Genomic DNA, 23130 nt, shown 5'->3' on the forward strand with positions numbered 1-23130 from the left:
ATCCATTCACCTCATTATCCGGCCTTAAACTTTCTTACGGCATCTTCTACATCATCCGCAACCATAAACGCCTCGCCTATCAAAAACGCATCGACGCCATGTAATTTAAGTCTCTTTATATCCTCCACGCTCTTTATCCCACTTTCCGAAACTTTCACCCTATCCCCGGGAATCAGTCGCACGAGCCTTTCAGTAGTCTCGATATTGACCTTGAAAGTCCTGAGGTCCCTGTTGTTAATACCAATGACCTTTGCACCTATATCAAGAGCTATCTGAAGTTCATATTCGTCGTGGACCTCTACCAGACACCCCAACCCCAGCGACTCTGCCAAATTGTAGAACTCTTTAAGCCTACTTCCTAATACTGCAGCTATTAGCAGCACAGCATCGGCACCCAATACTTTTGACTCGTATATTTGATAAGGGTCAATTATAAAATCTTTCCTCAGCACTGGACATGTAGCAGACTTTTTAACCTGTCTTAAAAACTCATCATTTCCCATAAAATATTTGTCCTCGGTTAAAACTGATATGGCATCAGCTCCCCCTCTTTGGTACATCGACGCAATTTCGGAAGGGCTCACATTCCCCCTTATTATGCCTTTCGATGGGGATGCCTTTTTTATTTCTGCTATAATCCTTACCTCATTTGGTTTCTCTGTGCGAAGTGCTCCAAGGAAATCCCTCGGAAGCTGCATATCATAGGCCTCTTTCTCAAGGATTTTAAGGGGTTTAAGATGTTTTTTTTCTCGCAAGATTTTTTTCTTGTGATATATTATCTCGTCCAGTATCATCGTGCACCCCCTTACTTATCTCTATGAATTCTCTCAGTTTTTCATAAGCCGCTCCCGAGTCAATGGCGTAGGCAGCTTTTTCTAGCCCTTCTTTGATATTTTCTGCCTCATTTCCAATATATAAGGCGGCCGCTGTATTTAAGAGGACGATATCTCGCGTCGGGCCTTTCTCTCCTTTGAATATCTTCACTATAAGTTGGGCGTTGTAAGAGGCATCATTTCCTGCGATGTCCCGGTGCCTTGCATAAGGGATTCCGTAATCCGCAGGGTCTATTTCATAACGGACTATTCTCCCATCCTTGACCTCGCTCACAAGAGTTTTCGTTGTAGTGGTAATCTCATCAAGGCCGTCCAGGCCGTGCACTACCATAGCCCTTTTAACTCCAAGATTTTCAAGCACCTGAGCCATGCTTTCCACAAGTCCTCTGTCGTATACTCCCACTACCTGGCCTTTTACTCCAGCAGGGTTAGTAAGTGGGCCAAGGATGTTGAAGATTGTCCTAATTCCCAATTCCCTTCGAGGCCCGGCAACGTTTTTCATGCAAAGATGATAAAGTGGAGCAAAGATGAAGCCCAAATTCGTCCTTCTGATGGTTTCGGCAACCTCTTCGGAGGACATCTCAATATTTACCCCAAGAGCCTCTAGGACATCCGCGCTCCCACTTTTTCCGGAGACTGCTCTGTTGCCGTGCTTTGCAACCCTCACACCGCAAGATGCCGCTACAATCGCAACTGCTGTCGATACGTTGAACGTCCTGCCGCCATCCCCTCCGGTTCCACATGTATCTATTGCGTATCCGTCCAGTATCACTTTTTTGGCCTTATTTCTCATAGTAAATGCACAGCCCGTTATTTCATCAATTGTCTCACCTTTGATGCGAAGGCCCACCAAAAATCCCCCTATCTGCGACGGTGTGGCACGACCTTCCATTATATCGTCCATCGCCATCGCAGCTTCTTCTTGGCTCAAATTTTCACCTAAAGTTATTTTTTTAATGGCTTCCTTCAGCATCCAGCATCACTCCTATAAAATTTCTCAATATTTCTTTTCCATATTCGGTCATTATTGACTCTGGATGAAACTGTATACCGAATAAAGGAAAATGTTTGTGCATTATGGCCATGATAGTACCATCTAAAGTTTTAGCCGTAACTTCTAACTCTGGCGGTATGCTGTTTTCGTCGAGCACTAAAGAATGATACCTGGCCACCCTAACTGGACTTTTTAATCCCTTCAATATCCCCTTTCCCTCGTGTACAACTAAAGATGTCTTTCCGTGCAGTATCTTATCCGCCTTAACAACTTTCGCTCCAAAGGAGTACCCTATAGCCTGATGGCCCAGGCAAATCCCGATAATCGGAATTCTCCCCGCAGCTTTTCTTACCAGTTCAACGCAGATCCCGGCTTCTTCCGGCCTTCCCGGTCCTGGCGAGAGCACTATTCCCTTAGCTCCAGAGCCCAATATTTGTTCTGGCGACACCTCGTCGTTTCTCGCAACTTCGACACGGGGATAAATTTCTCTGATGTATTGGTATAAATTGTATGTGAATGAGTCGTAATTATCTATGATAAGTACCATCTATAACACCTCCTTTAGCGCCATAGCCTTATTTAAAGTCTCTTGGTATTCCAATTCAGGGACGGAGTCATAGACGATACCAGCCCCCGCCTGAATGTAGGCTTTCCGTCCTTTAAATATAATCGTCCTGATTGCGATACACATATCCATATTTCCAGTATAGGAAAAATACCCGACCGCACCGGCATATATCCCGCGTCTTACATTTTCAAGCTCATCAATTATTTCCATAGCTCTGATCTTAGGCGCCCCCGATACTGTACCAGCAGGAAGGCAAGCCACAAGTGCATCGAAATAATCTTTATCATCGCTAAGCTGACCCGATACAGTAGAGACAATATGCATGACGTGCGAATACAGCTCAACTTCCATAAATCTTTCCAACTCAACCGTGCCGATTTTGCTAACCTTTCCTATGTCGTTCCTCGCAAGGTCAACCAGCATTAGGTGTTCTGCCCTTTCTTTCTCGTCTGACAAAAGTTCTGATTTCAATCTTTCATCTTCTTGCTCGTTTTTTCCCCTTGGCCTCGTCCCCGCTATTGGATTGGTCATCACCTTCTTTCCTTCCACCCTTACTAGGCTTTCGGGAGAGGAGCCTACTATCTGAAAATCCCCAAAATCTATATAGAACATATAAGGAGAAGGATTGAGGTAGCGGAGCTTCCTATAGGCGTCAAACGGCTTGGCGTCGGTTATGGCGGTCAGTCGTTGGGACAAGACAATCTGGAAAGCATCGCCTGCAGTTATATAATCCTTTGCCCTGCGCACTATCTGACAAAAACTCTCTTCGTCGAAATTTGAATCTAAACTTTCTAAACTCGCCTCATTTTTTATCGGGTGCAGTGGTGAGCACCTTAATATTTCAACTTTTTTTAAGTTCAAAGCCTCTATTACATCGCCATAACTTACCTCTTCTTCGGGAAATACGTTACGGATGATGGATATCGTGTGATAAAAATGGTCGTATACAATGACCTCTTTGTAAAATAGAAGATAGGCTTCCGGCACTTGAATAGTATCCGGATTTTTATCTGGAAGTTTTTCGTACTGCCTTATCACATCGTAACCCACATATCCCACCGCGCCCCCTGCAAAGGGCGGGAGTCCCGCTTTATAAACTACCTCATGTCGCTTTATAAATTTTTTTACTTCGTCGAGGACTCTGCCAGTAAACGTTTCGGTAAGCCCTCCCTTTTCTACAGTCACCTTATCCTTAAAGCTGCTTATCGCCATGTAGGGGTTGCTGCCCAGAAACGAATATCTTCCCCAACTCCTTGCGCATTCCGCACTCTCAAGCAGAAATTTCCTTTTTCCATCTAAATTGTAGAAAAGCCCAATAGGGGTAAGCTCATCGGCTTTTAGTTTAAATACTACAGGTACAATGCCGCCTTTCCCCTTTAGTTTTCTAAATTCATCTTCTTCGGGGAAAAATGTCATTGTAATTCCACTCCTTTCTTACTTGCTTTGAAATAAAACTGTACGCTTAAAAAAAGAAGACACCTCATCCCATGGGACGAGGTGCCCTCGCGGTGCCACCCAACTTCGGCCGCCCAAGTAGCCTTTATAGCAAAAAAGGCATTTCATCCTTTAGGACGAAATGCCTCTCTCAGCCACCTAAATGCAGCCATCTCGTTTCGGGTACGGAAGGTTTCCCTTCGATACCCTGCCCTTTTAACGGCGGACTCCCGGTCAATACTACTGACCTTTCGCACGACTCCTCCCGGGCCCATCAAGCGGCAACCAGAGTACCGGGCTCCCACCTACCCCGGCTCTCTGCGACCTGGTTTACCGCATCCTTCCCGTTCATCGAATTTGAACTTATTTAATCTTGCTTGTTGATATATTTTATAATAAAAATACGGAATATGTCAATATAAGAAGTTATCGCTCGCGTTAATTTGCTGTTCATCCTTTACATAAAAGTGCCCAATTTCAAAGCGTATCATCTTATGAACATGAAGTAGAGGGCAAAGGTTATCGATAAAATGTACATCACCCAATGGACCTCTCTTCCCTTTCCGGAAAGCAGCATCAAGACAGTATACGATATAAATCCCAGCGCAAGTCCCATCGATATGCTAAAAGTAAGCGGCATCAGGATTGCCGTGAGAAAAGCTGGAAAGGCTTCCAAAAAGTCTCCGAACTTTATTTCATTTAAGCTGCTGGCCATGAATACCCCAACTATTATCAATGCCGGTGCTGTAGCCTGGGCAGGCACAGCCAGCGCTATCGGAGAAAAGATGATGCTAGCGATGAAAAGCAACGCCACAACTACGGATGTAAGGCCCGTCCTTCCACCCACACTGACGCCAGCCGCACTTTCTACATAAGTGGTAGTATTGCTGGTACCCAACAATGCACCTACAACAGTCCCTAACGAATCGGCAAAGAGCGCTTTATTACCCCGCTTTAAATTGCCGTGCTCATCTAACATTCCCGTGCGACTTGCAACACCTACAAACGTGCCTATAGTATCGAAGAGGTCAGCAAAAAACAGTGAAAATATCACAGGATACATCGAAAGTTTCAATGCCCCCATAATATCAAGCTTCAAAAATCCTGGGGCGATGCTAGGAGGCGAAGATATCAAAGAAGAAGGCAACTTAGTTATACCCATGGGAATACCGATGATGGTCGTCAGGATTATCCCTATGAGGATACCGCCCCTTACTCCTCTTGCCACCAGCGCGGCAGTAATAACAAGCCCTATAACTGCAAGAAGCGTCCCCGGGTCCTTCAAATTTCCTAAGTCTACAAAAGTTGCAGGATTTGCGACTATTATTCCGGCATTTTTAAAACCTATAAAGGCTATGAATAGTCCTATTCCTGCACCCACGGCGTGTTTTAACTGCAGCGGAATCGCCCTTATCAGAAGTTCCCTAATCCCCGTCAGCGTAACTATAACAGCTATTATTCCAGAAACAAAAACCGCACCGAGCGCCGTCTGCCATGGAATCTTCATGCCGCCCACCATCACGTATGCGAAGAACGCGTTTAGCCCCATGCCAGGCGCTAATGCAAAAGGATAGTTGGCATAAAGCCCCATAAACATTGTTGAAATCGCAGCAGCTAAAGCTGTAGCCATAAAAACTGCCCCCTGGTCTAGACCGGCATCCTTCAATATCACCGGATTAACCAGAAGTATGTAGGCCATCGTCACAAAAGTTGTAATACCAGCGGTAATCTCCGTCCTCACATTTGTACCATTTTCCGATAATTTGAACACCTTCTCCGCCAGGCTCTCTGAAGTTTTTTTGGAAATAGCCATCTCCTCCCTCACAATAAATCCCTCCAGTGATATTATTCCCCCGAAAAAATAAAAAGTCCCCGACTATGGGGAAAGTAATTTTTCCCCTATAGCCTTCGGTGGTTTACGGCCACCCGGTAGAGACTTCCGGGCCATATTCCCGGAATTATATAGGGGGGTTAATAAATTGGGGCGGTTTTAAGTTTAAATTTATATTACCAGATGAATTTGGAAAAGTCAATATAGAATCGAACAATTTTTAGCTTAATTTTGTGAATCGTTCGTTTCTATTTTTTGCCATACCCTTAAATTTTTTATATAATAAATAAAAATGAGGATACCCGGAGTGGTAGCGCTATGAGGACATTTGTAGTTGATAGTTTTTGGAATAACTTTAATGCAACTTTAAATGCACCACTAAAGGCATTTATTCGGTGTAAAGTTGAAGGTGGTTACATAATCGAAATTGACGGCGAAAAATTTTTCGCAAGGAGTGAACTTCAAATCCCTGAAGGGGAGATTGTACATTTAAAGCCCATCTCCTATTCCGGTGGAAAAATAATTTTTAAACTCCTAAGCCGGCAGGAAATGAAAGAAAACCCTCCTTTTTCAAAGACTCCTTCACCCGATGTCTTGCCTTTTCTTACACTTTCCAACCTAAACCTGCCTATTACTCAAGAAAGACTAAAAGTGCTTCACAGCATTGTCGAAAGGCTGGCAAAAAAATTGGTACAAGAGAAAAAAAGTGAATATAAACCCGTTGCCGAACCAACATTGGAACTGGGCATCAAAATACTGAACGTCGCCCATGTTGCACTTAAGGACAAAAAAGTAGCATTCTTTGCTCTGCATCATCCCGTTTATAGACATATCTTCATCAAAGTGAAAGAAGAATTAAAAAATAAGAGCCCTGAAGACTTAACCAAATCTTTTTCCTTTTTCGTTAATACTTTCAATTTCGGGAAGGTTCTTGTAAATTTATTCTATATAAACGGGAAGTTAAGCGGTACCCTGGTGTTTGAAGGTCCCGATAATTTAAAAAAGGCCCGAAAGCGCTATGAAGAAATCAAAACCGAATTTATCTTTTCATCTTTTATCGAAACGCTCTCTTGGCAGTGGAAAAAATCCAATTTATTGGAAGAATTTTTAAAGGAGGATCTGGCATCCTTTAATTTAAACAGAAAACTAGACGTAATTCTATAGCTTCAATTAGAAAAAGGGGGTCATCGCTCTGAAAGAGAAAAACAACCAGGGCAAAAAAGCCGTTGCGATCAAATACGACCTCGACAAGGATTTTGCTCCAAAAGTCATCGCTTCCGGCAGGGGCGAAATAGCACAAAAAATCATAGAGACAGCCGCCGAATGCGGAATTCCAATCCATAAAGACCCGGAACTCGTTAAGGCACTAATTTCAGTGGAGGTTGGATTAGAAATTCCGCCAGAACTATATGCAGCGATAGCCGAGGTCCTTGCTTTCATATATAAACTAGATGAAAAAATTTCTCAATAGCTGCTTGATTGAAAATCATTTTCATGTTATAATGTGACTAGATGAGATTGAATATTATTTTCATTAGGGGGGAACATAAATGCTAGAATTGCTGTTTTCGAATAACCAGGTTGTAGTGGAGAAAATAAATAAAGCCATAAAAGATGTTGAAAAAATCCTAAAACTCGTCTGGGAACAGGAATAATGGGCTAAAAAGCCCGTTATTTTTTTATTTCTGGTAAATTTCAGCAATTAATAGTATAATTATTTTAGAGGGGGTGGTAGAAAATTAAATCCTATATCTTGCGAGGGGGAACATAATATATGTGGAAAAAATTTATTAGTTCTATCGTTATTTTGTTTATCCTTTTCCTGGTATTCTCGGCCTTTCCCGCTTTCGCATTAGAAGGCGAAAGTCCGAAAATTTCTCGAGAGCAAGCAGTAGAACTCGTGAAGAAATTTTTCGATACTAGGATATACGACAAATTTTCGATAGATTACAGGGAAACACCGGAAGGCGCTTTCTGGTATTTAAATTGGACCTCTTCTAAAGAGCCTTACCCAAGTCTTTATGCTACGGTGGACGCTGACAGGGGACACATAAAGAATCTTTCCATATACCCTGGAAGTGACTCAGGAAAAGGCGCAATTTTGCCAAAATTTTCTGAAGACGAGGCGAAGAACATCGCTATAGGGTTCGCGGCAAAGCTGCAACCCGAGGAGTTTGAAAACACAGTTCTAAGCCCTGAGCCGCTGCCACCTGTACGGCCCCTTATCGACATTTATGCGAGGCAGTACTGCTTTTATTTTCAACGGATACACGAGGGTATTCCTGTAGTCGACAATGGTTTTTATATAACCGTAGACGCCTTTACAGGCCAGGTTATAGATTACAGTTTCGAGTGGTATTTCGGCGAACTTCCCTCCCCTGAAAAAATCCTGTCAAAAGGTGATGCCGAAAAGATTTTCCTCGAAAAATCCGGGTTGAATTTGATTTACAAGCGTTACTTCGACTATGAAAAAAGGCAGCTCAAAATAAAGCTGGTTTATCAAATAGAAAGTCCCAACAGCTTCTTTGTTGATGCTTACTCTGGCGAGGTCATACAAAGAAGCCCTGATTACAGGTACCCGCCATATTATGGGGAAGCCGGAGCGGGTGATATAATCAAACAGGCTTTGACCGAACTCACTCCTCAGGAGCAAAAAGAGCTGGAAGATGCAAAAAAACTAATATCAAAGGAAAAAGCTATCGAAATCGTAAAAAATTACGTGGAAATTCCAGAAAACTATGTGCAACAATATGCATCGCTTTACGAGGATTACGAAAATCCGGGCCGGAGGTTGTGGAGCTTAAGCTGGGAAAAGAGAACTGATAAGCCCGAAGACTACGGAACTATAAGTGCGCAGATCGATGCTTCAAATGCAGAGCTCTTGAGTTTTTATACTTATGATAGCTCAAGATACACCCAGGATTTCAGGCAGAACCTGAACCTTGAAGATGCCCAGAAAAAGGCCGATGAATTTTTAAAATTGGTGCAGCCCGAAAAGTACGGCATGGTAAAGCTCGAAAAACCCGTAAGCCAACCACCGACTTCCGAAGAAGTCAGGGAATTCGGCTTCAATTATGTAAGGCAGGTAAACGACATACCCTTCCCGGACAACGGCTTTAGCGTAACCGTTGATGCTAAAACCGGCAAGATTTTAAGTTACTACACCAGATGGACGGAGGCTTCTTTCCCCGAACCCGCCGGAATAGTAGATAAAAGCGACGCTGAAAAGCTCTTTTTGGAAAAAATAGGCCTGCAGCTTTCGTATGTGCCGTTTTATGAATCGGGAAAGAGCAATTACAAGCTCGTATATAGAATTACTCCCTTCAGCTCTAACACCTTTGACGCCTTTAACATGAAGCCCCTGGATTATACAGGAAATACCATCGAAGAAAAACCCAGAATAGAATTTAAAGACATAAAAGGCCATTGGGCGGAAAAGGAGATAAGGCTGCTTTGCGACCTGGGTATAATAGAAGCTGAAAGCGATAAATTCGGACCTGACGAAAAAATAAAAGCAACTGAATTTTTGAAAATGATGCTTAAAGCTACTGGCGGTTACCCAATAACAGGTATGGCAAAGCCCATGCCTGAATATGTAAATAATGATGAAACGCGGGAAACCGTAGACCAGGACGAAAAAATAATCGAATCCGCCGTGAGGCTAGGATTGATCAAAAAGGGAGAAGTCGCCAAACAAAGCCCCATTTCGAGGGAATTGATGGCGGCAGTTTTAGTAAGAGCTATGGGGTTTGAGAAGGTAGCTTCGATTAACGATATATATATAATAAAGGCAAAAGACGCTTCGGCAGTAAATCCGGCTTACAAAGGCCATGCAGCAATAGCAATGGGTCTTGGGCTTATCAGGGGTACCTCGGGTAATTTCCTGCCTCAGGCTGAGGTTACTAGAGCCCAGGCAGCCGTTGCCCTCGTTCGGTTTATGAGCGCGGAAAGGTAACGATTTGTAAAGACGGGTTGATCAGGCTTGTGCCTGTTTAACCCGTCTTCATTTTTTGACTATAACCCCTTTCATGTTGTCCCCGTCCAGGTAGACATCGAATTCTCCCTCATAAATCCAGACAGCCTTATGACCGGTGGCCTTTCTGGGGGCGTTTCTGAACCAATCGAAATTAATGATATTTGTCTTAATGTTGTCGAAAACGGGCATGTACAGAATGCCGTCCAGCTCTAAATCGGCGAAAAAGTGGGTGCCGTAAGAAAGTTCCGGTGTAAAATTTTTCCTTTGAATCCCCACCTCAACCAGAACTCCGCAGTTGCAGATTTCGTTATAGTTTACGGGAACGCCCTGCAAGGGGTTGCTTGAGCCCCATCGCCCCGGCCCCACCAGGATATACTTTTCCCCTGCAAGGCTCTCGTTAACCCTTCCCACTTCCCTGGCGATAGCGTATTTGTCAGCGCATGCGTAAAATTCGTCGTGGTCCACGTAGACCAGAAATTTTACCCCCTGCACCATACCGTTGGTCAGCATTCGGTCCCCGGCAAGTATAATATTCTCCCTTTTTATTCCTTCCGGAATCCTTACCTTGCGGTATTCTTCCTTGCTAGAAAGAGGCCTTACCTGAATCAGGGCAAACTTGGGATCCTCAGGCTCGTACGCCCACTCCACATCCACCGCAATCCCCATCGCATCCTCGAGCACTGAAAAAAGATATTTCATCAATTTGAAAAAACGGGGTTTATATGCGGGAAACCTGTCAAAGGTGAATATAAGCTTTTCTCCCGGTCCTAGGGAAGATATCACAGCAGGAATATCCTTTATCACGTTTTCGTAGGCAGAATAGAGGCTGCAGAGTTTATTAAAGTTCCTGTGATACGGTATCAGGTCGAGCCGCTCATTGATATTGTAAGATTCCAAATATCCCGTCCTCAAGTTCAGCATATCAAAAGTTTCCTGGGAGTACTTGGCAATCTCCTGGACATTATTTCCTTCCGGCCTTAATTCCAGATTCGTCAGAGAGAAGGTTCTCGCATATCCTCTATTCGTGCTCCTTGTGCCGAGGCCGAAGACCATCCGAACGACCCCGTCTTCCTTTCGTATCCTCTCCGTAAAGCGCCGGTAATTCTGGGAAAACCCCACACCCGCAATTTCCGGGTAAAAACCATCGCCCCTTCGTTTTCCAAAAAGTTGTTGAACGATGACCGCCATCTTTTCTTCGGGTAGGTTATGCTTTTTTCTGTACACTACCGCATTTATCCCAAACGTGCTGGCATAAACCTGTTTTATCGCAAAAGTTATCTGGTGCAGTCTTTGTTCTTCGCCACCATTATTTGGTATGAACGTAGTAAAATATTTGCCTGCAAAAGAGTATTTCACGCTGTCCTCCAACATTGAAGACGACCTGATTGCCAGAGGATAGTCCATCTCAGCAACAATCTTCCTCAGAAACCCGATCACGTATTCAGGAAAATCCCCACCCATAATGGCCTTTTGAATTTTCTTAATTTCATCCGGCTCGTCCTCTATAATCTTGTAAATCTTATTTTTTTCAATAAAGTCTTCATATACACTAGTCGCTATAAAATAGCTAGTAGGTATTGTCACGTTAGTTAAAATTTCATCTTCCTTCTTTTCAAGCAGTAGTTTCGAAAACAAAAATCCCTTAGCTTTTCCTCCGATTGACCCGAAACCCAGCGTCCTCCTTTTGAATTCTTCCAATTGGAGCGGGTCAAAAGCTATATAACTTTTTAATTTTTTATTCTCATTCATTGACATTCAAAAATGCCTCCCCAATATTCTTTAAAAATGTATATTAATTTTCAAAGGGGGAAAAATAAGAACGTAAGGGTTCGCAGCAGCCGAGCCAAGATCGCCGCAGGACTTTGATAAGGTCCTGCGGCGGTCGGCCAAAGGTCGGTATCGGGTGCCAAACACCGGTACCGGCCGGCGGGCAGAGTGTTATGTGTCTTATAAGGCTCTTGGATGGCCTGATTGGGTCATTCAAGGGTCCAAAAGGATGCATAACATTCGAGCTAAGATCTTCATGGGTTCCGCAGGTCACGACCTTTTAATGAGGTTTGGCTCGAGGTCTTAAGCAGTCGAGAGATTGCTTAAGGCTTCTAAGGTACTCGTGAAGGTCGAGCGAAGGTTATCAGGGGTTTTGTAATGGTCCCATGCAGCCGAAAGGTTGCAGCGGGCTACGTAGAGATCTCTGATAGCCGTAGCGTAGGTTGCTGCGGGCTCTTACTTTGCTATTTATATCTGGCCTTAAAATATTGGAACAAGGGAAATAAGGTAAGCCCCTTATATGTCAAAAAGGTATAAAAATATGCCCACAAAAAATCCGCAAGAAAACTGTAAATAAAATAAACTTTAAAATCTATTCCTACGATGCCCGAAGCCCAAATAGCCGGAGTGCGCGGAATCCCAATGAACCTGCTTGCGATTATGAAAGGACCTCCATAGCGGATGTACCACTCCTTTACCATTTCAAAGCCTTCCCGCCAAAGCTTAATTTTTCTCCCGTACCTGTCGAAAAAGGGTTTTCCTTTGGTGCGACCCGCATAATATGCGAGCACGTTTCCAAAAAGGTTGCCTAGGGCTATAATTATTACGGTATTCCAGAAAGAAATTCTTCCGATTTTTATGAGAAAGGCACAAGCAATGAATACCACCTGTACGGGAAACGGCATTCCCGTTCCTTCCAAGGCAAAAACAGCAAAAATAGCAATCCAACCGTACTTTAACACTATATCGTATAGTTTTATTATAGGCAAGCTCATAAGTTTTCACCATAAATTTTTTCGCTATGTCCATTTTTTTATTTTTGCCTTATTTAAAAAAAATTATATATAAAAAAAATGGGCCGTATAGCCCATTTATGCAACTTTATACAACAGACGGTTCGAATATGAGCTCGCCCCTTTCAAACCTTCCGAGGTCCAGTTTATCGATAGGTATACTCGTGGGAAGTCCTAAAACGCATTCCGCCATAAGCACACCGGTTATGGGCCCGAACATAAATCCGTGGCCTGAAAAACCGGTGGCTACGTAAAGCCCCTCCACCTGCTCTACCCTGCCCAGGATGGGCTGGGCATCGGGAGATATCTCATAAAGACCCGACCACTGCCGCACGATTCGCACATTTTTTAAGTAAGGCAGGAATCTCACCGCTTTCCTGCACATCTCCTCCACAAAGTCCCACGATGATGTTACGCTGTAAGTTTCGTGTTCCGCGGGGCCGTGACCCATTATGAATTCCCCGCCCGGTTCCTGCTGACAGTAAATATTACCAGCAAAGGACATTATCATAGGGCCCAGGCGGTGGTTTACGGGCTCTGTAACGAGGATCTGGTGGCGTTCTGGCCTCACGGGTATGTCTACGCCAGCCATAAAGCCCACTTCCTTCGACCAGGCACCTGCGGCGATGAGTACCTTATCCGTGTAAATATCTCCTTTGTTGGTATTTACGCCTTTAATCCTTCCTTCTTCGACAATAATCCCCGTCGCTTCAGTATAGGTATAAATCTCCACGCCGAGCCTTTTTGCCGCTTGTGCATAAGCTATCATAGTGTGGAAAGGATTGGCGTGGCCATCCTTTTGGTGGAAAGCACACGCCAAAATACCTTCTATATTAAGGTCCGGCACTATCTCCCTTGCCTCTTCGGGGGTGAGGAGCACCGAATTTATCCCTAAACTATTTTGAAGGGCAACGTTTTTCTTGAACTGCTCCACTTCTTTTTCCGTTACGGCCATCAGCAGGTATCCGCCCTGTTTGAATTCGATATCTCCTTCATAGTCCAAAATTTCGTTTAGGTTTTCGAAAATCTCGCAGGAAGCCTTGGCAAGACGGCAGTTCATCTCCGTTCCCCACTGCTGCCTGACGCCAGCGCCGCATCTTCCGGTAGAACCGCTCATCAGGTAACCTTTTTCTAACACCACCACATCCTTCATGCCCATGGCCGCGAGGTTATAAGCCGTGGCAAGGCCCGATATCCCCCCGCCTATAATTACAATTTCAGCAGTTTTTTTCATCTTCGCTTCCCTCCAGTATCACCGACATCTTTATATTTTTGGCAGGAGGCCGGAAAGTAGTTACCTCTATTTCTGCTGGATTTTTATTCGTTGCCTTCGCAAGCTCCGCCAAAAGCAACGTCCGGCATGTCCGGCCCTGGCACTGTCCCATGCCGCAGCGGGTTATCCTTTTTATCTCTTCCATCGATGTATATCCCTTTTCTATAAGGGCCTCGATTTCCTCAAGCGTCACGTCCTCGCACCGGCAGATAATCGTCTTGCTTTTCATTTTATACCACCCCGACCTTTATATTCCTTACCGCCATCGAAAGATGCTTCGGAACTGTTACGGTAACGATTGGGGTCCTATCTTCATACTTCCCCTTCCGTACCTTTACGACCCTACCCCTACCTACCATCGCACCGCTTCTGTCCAGCAACTCAACCTCCTGGCCTTCTTCCGGAAGCGGGAGAAACTCAAAGGGCATAGACACCGTGGCTTCACTTTCCGAATAAGTCTCATCGACTACAAATATGGCAAGTCCCGGACACTTGCTTATGCAAAGACCGCACCCAATGCATTTTTCGTAATCGATTTTGGGAAGGTCGTTTATATCTTCAAACTTTTCTATTGCTCCGACCCTGCAGGCGGTGTAGCACGGATTGCAAGGGATTTTTTGGAAACATTCGATAACCGCCACTGGCCCCTTTTTGAGCCTTTCGGCCGGAGGAATCCTAGGGGCCAATTCCTCTGCCGTCGGTATTCCGTTTGTAGCAAGCATATCAATTCACACTCCTTACGAGGCTAATTTGGAAAGTCCTTTGCGGATTTTCTCCCCGACCGGCCCGGAGCGCAGATTTTCAAGCTCTCTTTTAACCTCTGCCTTCTTTTCCTCGCAACTACCATCGTCATATCCGAGACTTTGAGCAGCAGAAAGACCTGCCAGCCTTCCCTCCATCATTGCGCTCGAAGCCTCTTCCACTCCAGCCACATCGCCGGCCACGTAAATTCCGGGAACCGTTGTCTCCATATTCTCGTTCCTCACGGGCACATGCCCTCCGAGTTCCGGAACGTATTTCATCCTGCAGCCGGCCTGCCACAAAAGTTCTGCCAGAGGTGACAGCCCCACCGCTATGCACATCACATCCACGTTAAACACTTTTTCAGTCCCCGGTACCGGCTTCCAATTTTCATCCAACTTCCATATAACCGCCCTTTCCAGGGCTCCTGTCATCTTGTTGGGATATGCCGCCTTCACAGTATAAGAAGTAAGGATGGGCACTCCAAGTCTTGCCACTTTTGAAGCATGAACCCAGTAACCCCCTATTGTAGGCGCGGCATCGATTATCGCCTTTACGTTGACCCCCGCCTGCATCAACTGGTAACTCACAATGAGGCCTATGTTGCCTGCTCCGACCATCAGCACGTTTTTACCCGGCAACACCCCGTGTTCGTTCATCAGGGTCTGCACGGCCCCGGCTCCGTAAATTCCGGGAAGGTCGTTGTTTTCAAAAAGCAGAAATTTTTCCGAGGCGCCCGTTGCTACAACAATTCTCTCAGCCTTCATCTTAACCCATTTTTTCTCTTCAACCTCGATCCCCAACACGCCGTCATCGGGATAATAGGCAACGACTGTCGAATCCAACATTACTTTAATTTTCGGGTTTTCTTTTATCTTTTCCGACAAAATCTCAGCAATTTCTATTCCGCGCACCGAAGCGTACTGCCTTTCCGAGCCGAAAAACTTGTGTGTCTGCTTTACGAGCTGCCCTCCCAGTCTCGAATTTCTGTCTATCAGCGTGACGCTTGCGCCCATTTCCGCAGCAGCCAGCGCCGCCATGAGGCCAGCCGGTCCCCCACCTATAACCGCAATCTGTGCCTGCTTCAATTGAGTTCACCCCTGCCTTCCTGTGTTTCTATTACCATGCCTTCGCGCAGCTTCTCGGTGCACACCCTCACGTTCGGTTCGCCGTTCACGGTCATGAGGCATGAAGAACAATTCCCTATGGCACAATAAAATCCCCTCGGTCTTTTCAGCTTTTTGCTGTAACTTAAAACCCTCACGCCGTTGGCGTGCAGCGCCGCCGCAATGGGCTCCCCTTCAAATCCTTTCATCTTTTTGCCGTTAAAGGTGAATTCAACTTCCCTTCCCCGCTTGAAAGTCAATATAGGGTGTTCTTCGATTCTCATGTCCCTTCACCTCTCATCTTTAAAATGCTTTTCTTTTAATATGTAATGCCTCAATTCCCTGAGGTGCACTTTGATCTTTTCAACGGCCTCATCTTCCTTGCGCTCAGAAATGGCTTTAACTATATCGCTGTGCTGCCTGCATAGCTCCAGCCAGTCGTCGAAATCCAACATAGTTTTTTCCCGCAAGTCCTTGCTTACCGTGAGAAGGTAGGCCACCACCTCCTTTAGGACGAAATTATGCGACGCTTCGGCCAATGCCAGATGAAAGGCCATATCTTTGTCTTTTTCCCGGTATTCTTCCAAACTCGTGCCAGCCCCGTGGAATTCTCTATCCAATGCCATCAACTTTTCTATGTCCTCTTTTGTTGCGCGCTTCGTCGCCAAGCTTACAACCCTTATTTCGATAATTTCCCTGGCTTCAATGACATCCAAAAGCGCATCTCTTTCCAAGTCCATCGAGGTAAAGTTCATGAAGGAAGAGCCGGATATTTTCCTTAGATATCTCCCTCCGCCCGGACGGCTCTCCACTATGCCCCTTGATTCTAACACCCTGAAAGCCTCCCTCAAAATCGACCTGCTCACTCCGAGTTGTTCTATAAGCTGCCTTTCGGACGGAAACTTGTCGCCGGGCTTCAATTCCCCCTTGTCGATCATGCCCATTACCTGCTGGATTATGGTTTCATACAGCCTCACGTTTTTGACCCTTTGGAAATTCATGATGACCTCCTGACTATTTAGCTTACTTGGTCATCCAGTTATATTTACTTTATAGATATTCTTCATTTATTTAAAAAATCCTTCGAATTAAATACACATTTTTTAATTTACATTATTAGTTTACTATTTAACAAATTGCACAACGAACGCCGTTGTGCTAAGATTACTTTTTAGAAAGGGGATTTGCTATGAAAAACGGAGAATTAATAACACTCGGCATAGAAACTTCCTGCGATGAAACGTCGGCTTCAGTAGTAGCGGGCGGCAGAAAGATTCTTTCTAACGTCATACTTTCCCAGACTGAATGGCACGAAAGATTCGGCGGCGTTGTACCTGAAATCGCATCAAGGAAACACCTGGAATCTATATGCGCAGTTGTAGAGAAGGCATTTCAAGAAGCTAACGTCAATTTTAGTGACGTAGACCTGGTAGCAGTCACCAATGGCCCCGGGCTAATAGGCGCTTTGATTGTCGGCGTCTCCTACGCAAAAGCCGTAGCTTACGCAATAAAAAAGCCCCTCATCGGGGTTAATCACATAGAGGGGCATATTTACGCTAATTTCCTTGAAAACGATTTTGAACCTCCCTTTATTTGCCTCGTAGTTTCTGGAGGACACACTCATCTTATCCACATGGAGGACCATGGAAAATACACCGTGCTGGGCAGGACAGTGGACGACGCTGCCGGTGAGGCTTTTGACAAAATAGCGAGGGCCTTGAACCTTGGCTACCCAGGGGGGCCGGCTATCGACAAAATAGCCCGGCAGGGCGACGAAAACGCTATCTCTTTTCCGGTCGCCCAGATAAAGGGAAGTGACCTGGATTTCAGCTTCAGCGGCCTTAAATCAGCCGTTCTCAATTTTCTCAACCACTGCAGGCAAAAAGGGGTTCTGGTAAAAGTAGAAGACGTAGCTGCCAGCTTTCAAAAAGCCGTCGTAAGTGCTCTTGTGGAAAATACCATTGAAGCGGCAAAAAGAACCAACTGCCGGGTTATAGCTCTGGCAGGAGGCGTCGCTGCAAACAGCCGGCTAAGGGAGGAATTCCAAAAAAGAGCCGACGACAAATTCGAAATTCACTTCCCGCCAGTAAAACTCTGCACTGACAACGCCGCCATGATAGCATGTGCAGGCTATTACAGGTACAGGCAAGGATTTTCGTCAGACCTAAGCCTCGAAGCTTATGCAAATCTGAGACTTTTTTGATACATGTGGAAAATAAAACTGGGGAAATTGTGGATAAGTGACGTACAAAGGATGGTTTTTAAGTTTTTTCTGTGGATAACTTTGTGGATATGTGGATAATACTTACTTTTCATTCAAATTTGTCCACATTATGACAGCGTCTTCATTGTTGTCAGTATAGTATCCCCGCCTTATCCCTATGGGCTCAAATCCCAATTTAGTATAAAGGTTCTGGGCAATGTAGTTGCTCTTTCTCACTTCGAGGGTCATCATCTTGGCTCCGCTTTCCCTGGCCATCGTTATGAGGGAGCGCATAAGAAGCTCCCCTATACCCTTTTTTCTGAATCCGGGGTGGACCGCCACGTTGGTCACGTGAGCTTCCCCAACAATTAGCCACATTCCCGCATAGCCCACAACCCTGCCGTCGACCTTGGCCACTATGTACGTGGCGAGCTCATTCGTCGTAAGCTCAAGGAAAAAAGAATTTTTGGACCAAGGATTGGTAAAGCTCAACTTTTCTACTTCCATCACCTGGTCCAAATCTTCCACTCCCATAAGCTCAACGGTTACTTTTTCCAGACTTGCCCTTTCCATACCTTTCCTCCCACTTTTCTTCTGCATGGGATTTTCTCATGTAAAAAGGCCTGATATTAAAACAATTAAAGGTTTTTCCGGCCTTCAAATCCTTTAAGCCAACCTCAGCCACCGAAGATGCTCTGGGCATGGCAAAAGGCCTTTTTGCCACTACGAGCTTTCCCGCAGATTTTACATCTTCAGGAAGAGAAGAATGCACCAAAGGCGCTCCATCTCCCAGCAAAACGGCATTCTGGTTTAAGTCAATAAGCCGTTTTACTAGTTTCTCCACCTTTATTACCTCATAATCCCAAAAGCGGACCAATTCTTTGCCTTCCCAACGGTAAAGGCAAGCGTACACTTCGCCCCTCTGGGCATCAACGGCAGGGCATAAAAAATCACCGCAGTGCATGAGATTGTGTGCCAAAGCGTCCAGTGTATTGACCCCAACAAGGGGTATACCGTGAACGTGAGAAAGCCCCTGGGCACAAGCCATTCCTATCCTTATTCCGGTAAAGGACCCCGGACCTATGGCCACCGCTATGGCGTCCAATTCTCCCAATTGGGTGTACGAATCGGAAAGAAGCCTGTCAATCATTGAGACGAGCTTTTCAAGATGGGTGTGACGGTGGTTCAAAATGTACTCTCCCACTAATTTTTCTTCCGCAAGCAATGCTGCCGTTGCAACTTCAGAAGATGTATCTATGCCAAGGACCTTCATGACTTCTTCATCTCCTGCAAAATTTTTTCGTACTTTTTTCCCTTTGCCGTGAAAATTATCCTTCTTTCCTGCTCTCCAATCGTCTCTAATTCCACCCAAAGAATCTCTTCGGGAAGAATGTCGATGACCAAATCCGCCCACTCAATTATGACGACATATTCTTTTAAATAGTCTCTAAATCCTATCTCTTCTAATTCTCCGGCATCGCTCAACCTGTAAACATCAATGTGGGCAACAGGCACATCTCCACCATACTCGTTTATTATTGTAAAGGTGGGACTCGTCACAAAATCCTCGCTTCCGACCCCTCTTGTAATTCCCCTTGCAAAGGCTGTTTTACCCGCACCCAAATCCCCTTTTAAGGCCACCAAATCCCCTTTTGAAAGGAGACTACCCAATTTTTCTCCCAGCTCCTGTGTCTCTACAACGCTTTTGGTTTCAAAAACAACTTTAAACTCCATAATTTTCCCCATTCTTCGTATTAGTTTTACATATACATTTACATTATATCGCAAATTCCCTTTGATAAAAACTTAAAAATAAAGCACCAACCGTTACCCGGTTAGTGCTTGCGTTCATTCGAGTTAGCTGTGCAAAATGGGAGAAACTTTTTTGTAAATAAGCAGGGTGATAGCCATTATTATTGCACCTTTTAAGATGTTGAACGGAACGATGCTATAAACCACAAGGGTCTTCAAATCTACTATCCTCCCGTTGACGCTCGAACCCATACTCACTATTGCATCGATGGGCATATTAAATATTTTTGCATAAAGCGGGAGGAAGACATAGTAATTGGCCAGAGCCATGCCAACAGCCATCATTAAAGTTCCAAGGATCATTCCAATTATCGCACCCGCTTTTGTCTTATTAGCAGCGTACACCAAGGTTGCTGGCACTACAAATAGAACTCCCGTCAAAAAGTTGGCTATCTCCCCTACAAATGCGGTCTGGTTTTTAAAAATCGCGTGCATAATGTTTTTGATTATTTCGACCAATACTGCCGCCCATGGCCCTATTCCAAAACCTGCAAGCAGGGCAGGCAGGTCGCTTAAGTCCATCTTCAAAAAAGAGGGAAACATAGGAAGCGGAAATTCGAGGTAAGTCATCAACAAAAAAGCCATAACTCCCAGGACCGCCACTTTTGTAAGGTTTCTGGTCTCGCGCAAAGACTCCGCTTTTGAATTGTTAAGCGCACTCATTTTTTACACCTCCGAATATCTCATAATAATTTAAGCCCCGGGATAAACCCCGGGGCAACAATGTCACACAATAAATTCTCGCCTTCTCCCATCCGGACTTTAACCGTCGGCCCCGGATTTTCACCGGGTCAACCCCAAAAAAGGGCTCGCGGGCTCGCCTTACAGGCTCACCGCCGGTCGGGAATTTCACCCTGCCCCGAAGGCATATCCTCGGAAATTAATAAGTTTTTCATAATCAAATATATCAAATAACTTTTACTTGTCAAGGGGGAATTCTTCTCTTTTATAAACCACCTTGCCCTCGATCATTACAAGCTCCGGTTTTGACATGACCTCTAATGGGAAGCCGTCCCATATTACTATATCGGCGTCCTTGCCTTCCTCGATACTGCCCACCCTGTCCGCTATGCCGATAATCTCGGCAGGGTTAATGGTAATGGCCGAAAGGGCATCTTCCTGTTTCATTCCTTCTTTCACCGCAAGGGCAGCGCATATATTTAGGTACTGTATGGGAACAACGGGATGGTCCGTCATTATCGCTACTTTGACTCCTCTTTTTGCCAGGATGCCTGCGGTTTTAAAACTCAAATCTTTTAGCTCCACTTTTGAGCGGGACGTCAAAGAAGGTCCCACCACTGCAGGCACGCCTAGTTCCGCCAGCTCATCGGCAATGAGATGCCCCTCGGTGCAGTGTTCTATCACAACTTCCACATCGAATTCTCGAGCTATTCTTATAGCAGTCATTATGTCGTCCGCCCTATGAGCGTGGGCCCTCAGTGGAATCTTTTTCTCCAAAAGCTCAGAGAGCACTTCCATTTTAAGGTCTTTTTCGAAAAACTCTCCTTTTTCCATGGCTATTTTTCTTTTTTCCAGGTAATTTTTCGCTTTTGTTAATGTCTCCCTTAGGAGGGCCGCCGTTCCCATTCGGGTGGAGGGCATCTTTTTTTGCTGACCATAAACTCGCTTGGGATTTTCTCCGAAAGCCACTTTGAGCCCTGCCGGAGCTTTTACGACCATTTTGTCTATGACTCGACCAAAGGTCTTGACAGCAATGGATTGGCCTCCTATCACGTTGGCACTGCCGGGCCCGGTAAAAACGCAGGTAACTCCACCCTTTATCGCATCGTCAAAAGCCTTATCTCCCGGATTTACGGCATCAAGGGCCCTCAGGTGGGGCGTTACAGGGTCAGTCATTTCGTTGCCGTCCTCTCCTATTTCCCCCACGCCTTCTTCAAAAATACCCACATGGCTGTGGGCGTCAATAAAGCCGGGAAAAATATATTTGCCCCCGGCGTCTATCACCTCACAGCCTTCCGGCACCCGTATATCTTTACCTACTTTGACAATCTTGCCGTCCTCAATTAACACCGTCCCTCCTTCTATTATTTCGCCCTTCATGGTGTAGACCGTACCGCCTTTTATGGCTATCACGACTTATCCCTCCTCTTTGTAGTCACTTCCTCCGGGCCGCATCGACTAAAGCTTCAAAGAGCTTAAGCTGAAGAGGATATTCTTGCCACATCTCCTCGGGGTGCCACTGCACCCCCAGCAAAAAAAATTCCCCGGATGCACTTTCCAATGCTTCCACTATGCCATCCTGCGAAAAGGCCACGGGTTTTAATAATTCCGCCACGTCTTTTACGGCCTGGTGGTGGAAGCTGTTAACCGGAACTAGGTTGGATTCCAATATTCGGTAAAGCAGTGAATCCTTCGATATATTCACATCGTGGCTGGCGTACCACCGGGGAGCATCCTGCCGGTGCTTCAGCGGCTTTTCAATTTCAGAGCCGATATCCTGGTAAACGGTGCCTCCCAAGGCTATGTTTATAAGCTGCACACCGCGGCATATGCCGAGCAACGGCTTTTTCCTTTTTACGGCTTCGCGGCATAGGAAGATTTCCGCCTCATCGCGCAACGGATTTACCACGCCAAGACCAGGCATCGGATTTTCTCCAAAATACCTCGGGTCAACATCGGGACCTCCCGAAAGGAGCAGACCATCCACCCTATCGAGAATAGTAGAAAGGGCATCCTTGTCCTTCAAAGGCGCAACACCTACCGGAATCCCTCCAGCTTTTTCCACCGCTTCATAATACCCGCGATTTAAAAAAATTTTTTCTTCGGCAAAAGAACACGTTATCGCTATCAACGGCCTCATTTTCTCTCCTCTTCCTGCAGACATTTATGACTTTGATTTATTAAATTCTAAATAAAACCTAAAAATCCTTCAAAAAATCAAAAAGCCCTGGGCGGGCTTAAATTTAAAATTCCACAAGTCCCAGGCTTATCTTCAGCGCTTCATCAACCTTAGCCATTATTTCGCTGTCAAGAAAAGCCACCTTTTCCCTCAGTCGCCTCTTGTCTATGGTTCTCAATTGTTCCAGGAGTATTACCGAATCCTTCTCCAGGCCGTATTCTCCGCGTTTAAGTTCCACGTGAGTGGGCAGTTTGGCCTTGTCGATCTGGGAAGTAATCGCTGCCACGATAACGGTGGGGCTGTACTTGTTCCCCACGTCATTTTGCACTACCAATACAGGCCGTATGCCCCCTTGTTCGGAACCGACAACGGGATTTAAGTCGGCATAAAATACGTCTCCTCGTCTTATCTGCACCTTATTCACTCTCCGAAAGACTTGTCTCATAAAGCATCAAATCTTTTAAGTCTTCGTTTATCCCAAATTCCGCCATCCTTAGATTTATTTCCGCCATTTCCAGATACCCGCTTTTTAGCTGCTCTCTCATTCTTATCCTTTCCCTTTCTCTAAGATATAATCTCATGGCATCCTGAATAAATTCGCTTCGGTTTTTTTTCTCCTTTGACAATATCATGTCCACCTGCCTCAGAAGGCTGTCTGGCAGGTTGACCACAATCCTTCTGAGTTCCACCACATTGGCACCCCCTACATGTTATCAAAA

The 23130-nt window shown here is 45.2% G+C and carries 25 protein-coding genes and 2 riboswitches; of the genes, 4 read left to right on the plus strand and 21 right to left on the minus strand.

The annotated features are described in order from the left end of the window. Window positions 1-14: 14 nt before the first annotated feature. From trpC to BUB66_RS03545, 5 genes are all read right to left on the minus strand, one after another. Window positions 15-794: an indole-3-glycerol phosphate synthase TrpC gene (trpC, locus tag BUB66_RS03525; RefSeq protein WP_073254733.1), complete on the minus strand. Its 780-nt coding sequence runs from the start codon at window positions 792-794 to the stop codon at window positions 15-17. Continuing rightward, entirely contained in the window at window positions 733-1806 is a 1074-nt protein-coding gene (trpD, locus tag BUB66_RS03530) for an anthranilate phosphoribosyltransferase (RefSeq protein WP_073254736.1), read from the minus strand. Before trpD ends, trpC begins: the two co-directional genes overlap by 62 nt. After that, the gene (locus tag BUB66_RS03535) at window positions 1787-2374 is read right to left on the minus strand and encodes an anthranilate synthase component II (protein WP_073254739.1); all 588 of its coding nucleotides are present in this window, start codon (window positions 2372-2374) and stop codon (window positions 1787-1789) included. The genes trpD and BUB66_RS03535 overlap by 20 nt, the downstream gene beginning before the upstream one ends. Then, on the minus strand, window positions 2375-3811 hold the full coding sequence (gene trpE, locus BUB66_RS03540) for an anthranilate synthase component I (protein WP_073254742.1): 1437 nt from the start codon (window positions 3809-3811) through the stop codon (window positions 2375-2377). Between the two features lie 505 nt (window positions 3812-4316). Next, window positions 4317-5642, minus strand: a complete 1326-nt coding sequence (locus BUB66_RS03545) for an NCS2 family permease (protein ID WP_073254919.1) — start codon at window positions 5640-5642, stop codon at window positions 4317-4319. A 69-nt stretch (window positions 5643-5711) separates the two neighbouring features. After that, a riboswitch (purine riboswitch) is annotated at window positions 5712-5815 on the minus strand. A 163-nt stretch (window positions 5816-5978) separates the two neighbouring features. Here BUB66_RS03545 and BUB66_RS03550 point away from each other — a divergent pair. The 3 genes from BUB66_RS03550 (at window position 5979) to BUB66_RS03560 (ending at window position 9615) form a co-directional block, all read left to right on the plus strand. Continuing rightward, window positions 5979-6824, plus strand: a complete 846-nt coding sequence (locus tag BUB66_RS03550) for a hypothetical protein (protein ID WP_073254745.1) — start codon at window positions 5979-5981, stop codon at window positions 6822-6824. Window positions 6825-6930: 106 nt separating this feature from the next. Next, complete coding sequence (locus BUB66_RS03555) at window positions 6931-7131, plus strand: EscU/YscU/HrcU family type III secretion system export apparatus switch protein (RefSeq protein WP_244269738.1); 201 nt, start codon at window positions 6931-6933, stop codon at window positions 7129-7131. Between the two features lie 303 nt (window positions 7132-7434). Then, window positions 7435-9615, plus strand: coding sequence for a YcdB/YcdC domain-containing protein (locus tag BUB66_RS03560; RefSeq protein ID WP_073254751.1), 2181 nt, complete (start codon window positions 7435-7437; stop codon window positions 9613-9615). Window positions 9616-9663: 48 nt separating this feature from the next. Here the strand turns inward: BUB66_RS03560 and BUB66_RS03565 are convergent, their stop codons facing one another. The 8 genes from BUB66_RS03565 to BUB66_RS03600 form a co-directional block, all read right to left on the minus strand. Then, the gene (locus tag BUB66_RS03565) at window positions 9664-11391 is read right to left on the minus strand and encodes a PEP/pyruvate-binding domain-containing protein (protein ID WP_188092870.1); all 1728 of its coding nucleotides are present in this window, start codon (window positions 11389-11391) and stop codon (window positions 9664-9666) included. A gap of 476 nt (window positions 11392-11867) precedes the next feature. Continuing rightward, window positions 11868-12398, minus strand: a complete 531-nt coding sequence (locus BUB66_RS03570) for a DedA family protein (protein ID WP_073254754.1) — start codon at window positions 12396-12398, stop codon at window positions 11868-11870. Window positions 12399-12504: 106 nt separating this feature from the next. Beyond that, window positions 12505-13650: an NAD(P)/FAD-dependent oxidoreductase gene (locus BUB66_RS03575; protein WP_073254757.1), complete on the minus strand. Its 1146-nt coding sequence runs from the start codon at window positions 13648-13650 to the stop codon at window positions 12505-12507. Next, window positions 13634-13918 carry a (2Fe-2S)-binding protein gene (locus BUB66_RS03580; protein ID WP_073254760.1) on the minus strand — a complete coding sequence of 95 codons (285 nt, stop codon included), beginning with the start codon at window positions 13916-13918 and terminating at the stop codon, window positions 13634-13636. The genes BUB66_RS03575 and BUB66_RS03580 overlap by 17 nt, the downstream gene beginning before the upstream one ends. A 1-nt stretch (window position 13919) precedes the next feature. Further along, window positions 13920-14411 carry a 4Fe-4S binding protein gene (locus BUB66_RS03585; protein ID WP_073254763.1) on the minus strand — a complete coding sequence of 164 codons (492 nt, stop codon included), beginning with the start codon at window positions 14409-14411 and terminating at the stop codon, window positions 13920-13922. Window positions 14412-14426: 15 nt separating this feature from the next. Next, a complete protein-coding gene (locus BUB66_RS03590) occupies window positions 14427-15518 on the minus strand; it encodes an NAD(P)/FAD-dependent oxidoreductase (protein WP_143156196.1) in 1092 nt (363 codons plus the stop codon). Next, a complete protein-coding gene (locus BUB66_RS03595) occupies window positions 15515-15820 on the minus strand; it encodes a (2Fe-2S)-binding protein (protein WP_073254766.1) in 306 nt (101 codons plus the stop codon). Before BUB66_RS03595 ends, BUB66_RS03590 begins: the two co-directional genes overlap by 4 nt. Window positions 15821-15826: 6 nt before the next feature. Continuing rightward, a complete protein-coding gene (locus BUB66_RS03600) occupies window positions 15827-16537 on the minus strand; it encodes a FadR/GntR family transcriptional regulator (RefSeq protein ID WP_073254769.1) in 711 nt (236 codons plus the stop codon). Between the two features lie 188 nt (window positions 16538-16725). Here BUB66_RS03600 and tsaD point away from each other — a divergent pair, with 188 nt between their 5' ends. Further along, window positions 16726-17739, plus strand: a complete 1014-nt coding sequence (gene tsaD / locus BUB66_RS03605) for a tRNA (adenosine(37)-N6)-threonylcarbamoyltransferase complex transferase subunit TsaD (RefSeq protein ID WP_073254772.1) — start codon at window positions 16726-16728, stop codon at window positions 17737-17739. Between the two features lie 102 nt (window positions 17740-17841). On the opposite strand, the gene rimI is transcribed toward tsaD, so the two are convergent. From rimI to BUB66_RS03645, 8 genes are all read right to left on the minus strand, one after another. Next, window positions 17842-18312: a ribosomal protein S18-alanine N-acetyltransferase gene (gene rimI / locus BUB66_RS03610; protein ID WP_073254775.1), complete on the minus strand. Its 471-nt coding sequence runs from the start codon at window positions 18310-18312 to the stop codon at window positions 17842-17844. Continuing rightward, window positions 18278-19012: a tRNA (adenosine(37)-N6)-threonylcarbamoyltransferase complex dimerization subunit type 1 TsaB gene (gene tsaB, locus BUB66_RS03615; RefSeq protein WP_073254778.1), complete on the minus strand. Its 735-nt coding sequence runs from the start codon at window positions 19010-19012 to the stop codon at window positions 18278-18280. Before tsaB ends, rimI begins: the two co-directional genes overlap by 35 nt. Continuing rightward, window positions 19009-19473, minus strand: coding sequence for a tRNA (adenosine(37)-N6)-threonylcarbamoyltransferase complex ATPase subunit type 1 TsaE (tsaE, locus tag BUB66_RS03620; RefSeq protein ID WP_073254781.1), 465 nt, complete (start codon window positions 19471-19473; stop codon window positions 19009-19011). Before tsaE ends, tsaB begins: the two co-directional genes overlap by 4 nt. 123 nt (window positions 19474-19596) lie before the next feature. Next, on the minus strand, window positions 19597-20214 hold the full coding sequence (locus BUB66_RS03625) for an ECF transporter S component (RefSeq protein ID WP_143156197.1): 618 nt from the start codon (window positions 20212-20214) through the stop codon (window positions 19597-19599). A 76-nt stretch (window positions 20215-20290) separates the two neighbouring features. Continuing rightward, a riboswitch (FMN riboswitch) is annotated at window positions 20291-20422 on the minus strand. Between the two features lie 47 nt (window positions 20423-20469). After that, window positions 20470-21645, minus strand: a complete 1176-nt coding sequence (locus tag BUB66_RS03630; RefSeq protein ID WP_084098688.1) for an amidohydrolase — start codon at window positions 21643-21645, stop codon at window positions 20470-20472. Between the two features lie 22 nt (window positions 21646-21667). After that, window positions 21668-22372, minus strand: a complete 705-nt coding sequence (locus tag BUB66_RS03635) for a gamma-glutamyl-gamma-aminobutyrate hydrolase family protein (protein WP_073254784.1) — start codon at window positions 22370-22372, stop codon at window positions 21668-21670. 103 nt (window positions 22373-22475) lie between these two features. Then, entirely contained in the window at window positions 22476-22826 is a 351-nt protein-coding gene (locus BUB66_RS03640) for a type II toxin-antitoxin system PemK/MazF family toxin (protein WP_143156198.1), read from the minus strand. 1 nt (window position 22827) lies between these two features. Continuing rightward, on the minus strand, window positions 22828-23103 hold the full coding sequence (locus BUB66_RS03645; RefSeq protein ID WP_073254790.1) for a CopG family ribbon-helix-helix protein: 276 nt from the start codon (window positions 23101-23103) through the stop codon (window positions 22828-22830). Window positions 23104-23130 lie beyond the last annotated feature (27 nt).

It is taken from the genome of Caldanaerovirga acetigignens, from assembly GCF_900142995.1.
Classification (GTDB): domain Bacteria; phylum Bacillota; class Thermosediminibacteria; order Thermosediminibacterales; family Thermosediminibacteraceae; genus Fervidicola; species Fervidicola acetigignens.